The organism is Polaromonas sp. UBA4122 (assembly GCA_002381615.1).
In the GTDB taxonomy this organism is placed as follows: Bacteria; Pseudomonadota; Gammaproteobacteria; order Burkholderiales; family Burkholderiaceae_C; genus Polaromonas.
This window is the reverse complement of sequence record DFWY01000033.1, coordinates 1-2,469: the sequence shown is the minus strand read 5'-3', so window position 1 is coordinate 2,469 and position 2,469 is coordinate 1. Positions and strand designations below refer to the sequence as shown.

Genomic DNA, 2,469 nt, shown 5'->3' with positions numbered 1-2,469 from the left:
TAAGAGACAGATGCAGATCCGCGTGCAGGCCGACAGCGGCAAGCCCACGGTGGTGGCAGACCCCGATGGCGATGTGGCAGCCATCTACAAGGCCGTCGCCCGCAAGGTGGCGATCACGGTGGCGGCGAAAGCGAAGGATTTTTCGGCCAAATTCCCGACGATCACGATCAGCAAAAACACCTAAATAGCGCACCTGACTAGCAGCGGTATTTGAGCGATACAGCAGCGGCAGCGCAACAAGGAAACCAGCAATCCGGCCTGAACCTGCTATCTTCCATGCGCTATCTGGTGGCGCTCAATGAGGGCCAGCATTTCGGCCGTGCCGCGCAGGCCTGCGCAGTCCAATGCCCTGTGCGCGCTGGAGAGGGAGTTCAGGGTGCTGATTGTCAAGCGTGACCGCAGCTAGGCCGGCCTGACGCCGAGGGTGAACTTGTGCTGGCCACGGCCCAGTTCATGCTGCATGAGCATGCCATTCTGGAGCAGGAGTTGCGCAGCGGGGCCTCTCTTCCGCGCGGGTCCTTGCGCATCGGCGCCGTACCTACGGCCATGCCCATCGTGGCGCGTTTTGCAGCCATGCTGCAGACACGCCACTCCGGCATCCTGCCAGCGGTATTGTCGCTGTCCAAAGCGCTGGGCATCAAGGACGCGATCAAGTGCGGCCCTGAAGTCGGCTTTTTTGCCTAGCTGTTCACCACCACCTGCGACTGGCAAATATCAACGCTGGGCTGGCATGGTTTCGATCATCTTTATCTCCTCACTGACATCAAGCGCCTGCGTTCATTGAGGGCGGCATCGGCATGCTTCACCCTCACTTCGGGTTCCAGAAGCGCATAGCCGCCCTCGGACGTGAGAGCATCTTCTGCGGTTTCATAGGAATGCCTGTCACTTTGCGGACTCTTTGCTGGTCAGATTTCTTGAGGCTGTCATGTGCAATTACCCGCGACCCTGATCGCGCTCTTCGTTCTTGTTGTCCCGACCCTTGTCTTGCGGTGCAACCTTCTTATCTCGAGCCTTGTCTTGCGGTGCAGTCGTGTTCTCTCGGCCCTTGTCTTGCGGTGCAGCTTGGGGGCGTTGCTGTTCTTGTTGCCGTTGCTCCCGCTGTTGCTGCTGCGGCTGCGGTTGCCGTTGCTCCCGTTGCTGCTGTTGTTGCTGTCGCTGTTCTTGTTCTTGTTGCCGTTGCCGTTGCCGTTGCTGCTGCTGCTGCTGCTGCTGCTGCGCTTGTGGTTGTGGTTGTGGTTGTGGTTGTGGTTGCCGTTGCCGTTGCTGTTCTTGTTGCCGTTGCTGATTCGGCTGGACAGGCTGTTGAAAATGTTGCTGCGTTACGGCCTCACGCGGCTGGTAGCGGTAATTCCCGGATCGAATCGAATTTTGTTGTTCTGTCGCGCGAGGATAGCGGTCCCCCGAGTATTGCCGCTGGTAGAGCGGCAACGGTGCGGGGCGTGGGGCAGCGCGGCGGTCCCATTGGTCCCAACCGCTTCGACGCTGTTCCCAGTCGCGGCCCCAGTGATCACCCCAACGTGGCGGCGCGTCGGCAAGCCAGCCGCGAAAATACACCGGAGGCTGGCGATAGTAGCGCACCGGAATGCGCAGCACAAACAGCGGCACATACTCAGGTCCCGTCAACTGCCACGGCCCGTTGTACCAACTGCTCGCATACCAGTTGTCTCCCTGGTACACCCAGTACAGGCCGTCGTAAAAGAAGTAATTCGAATTCATTCCGGGGGCATAGTAGACGGGATAGCCCGGCACCTGGACGAGCTGCGGATACGCCGGCACGTTGATACCGATGTTGATACCAGGCAATCCGATGCCGATGCCGACGCTGATCTGGGCTTGGGCTGAGGTTACCGAGCAAAGCAGCATCGACAACACAATGAGTAAGTGGCGCATTTTCTGTCCTCCTATTTGATAAACGGCCAACAAAGTGATGGTCATTTAGACTGGTTACTTGCCTGCGGCGGTGATGACGGGATCGGTGACCGCTGCGCCCAAACTGTCGCTGGCTGCGGCATGGATACATCACCGGAGGCGGCATCAGCCGTGCCGCAGCCAAGCCCGGCAACTGGACTGGCGATCGGCGCGTTGCGGAATGAGGGGTTACAAACCGAGGTCATGTTCATGCAGCTCCTCTAATTTATTCTATGCACGATTTGCTTTACGAGACGTGCATAACAATATCAGCTTGCATGCGAGCGTCGGACCTCGTCTGTGCGGTATCACACATAGCGACGCACCAGTTGCCTGCAGTTTTCTGCGGACGGACGCAGACGCCCTATCGGGATGGCGCCACGCATGTCTTCTTCATGTCCCACGCAGCGGCTCGGCCTTGGCGCAGGATGGGGCCTGGTCTGCAACCTGATGGTGCGTCCGCTGGCCGACAAGTGGTTCATGACGGACGCAGAGCTGGCTGAGGAAAAACGTCTGGCGCACGAGAAGGCGGCGGCCTCTGATACTACTTTGCATTCAAAG

At 59.0% G+C, this 2,469-nt stretch carries 1 protein-coding gene and 2 pseudogenes; 2 read left to right on the top strand and 1 reads right to left on the bottom strand.

Annotated features, from left to right (window positions below):
• Both B3F77_RS04425 and B3F77_RS04420 read left to right on the top strand, forming a co-directional pair.
• A pseudogene (locus B3F77_RS04425) lies at window positions 1–184 on the top strand (iron-sulfur cluster carrier protein ApbC); the annotation flags it as partial.
• A 74-nt stretch (window positions 185–258) separates the two neighbouring features.
• Window positions 259–624 (top strand): annotated as a pseudogene (locus tag B3F77_RS04420) (LysR family transcriptional regulator); the annotation flags it as partial.
• Window positions 625–933: 309 nt separating this feature from the next.
• Here the strand turns inward: B3F77_RS04420 and B3F77_RS04415 are convergent.
• A complete protein-coding gene (locus B3F77_RS04415; protein WP_293603787.1) occupies window positions 934–1,935 on the bottom strand; it encodes a hypothetical protein in 1,002 nt (333 codons plus the stop codon).
• Between the last annotated feature and the right edge of the window lie 534 nt (window positions 1,936–2,469).

Coding starts and splice junctions, on each gene's coding strand:
- B3F77_RS04415 (WP_293603787.1), bottom strand. CDS start 1,935: ATGACCATCACTTTGTTGGCCGTTTATCAAATAGGAGGACAGAAAATG.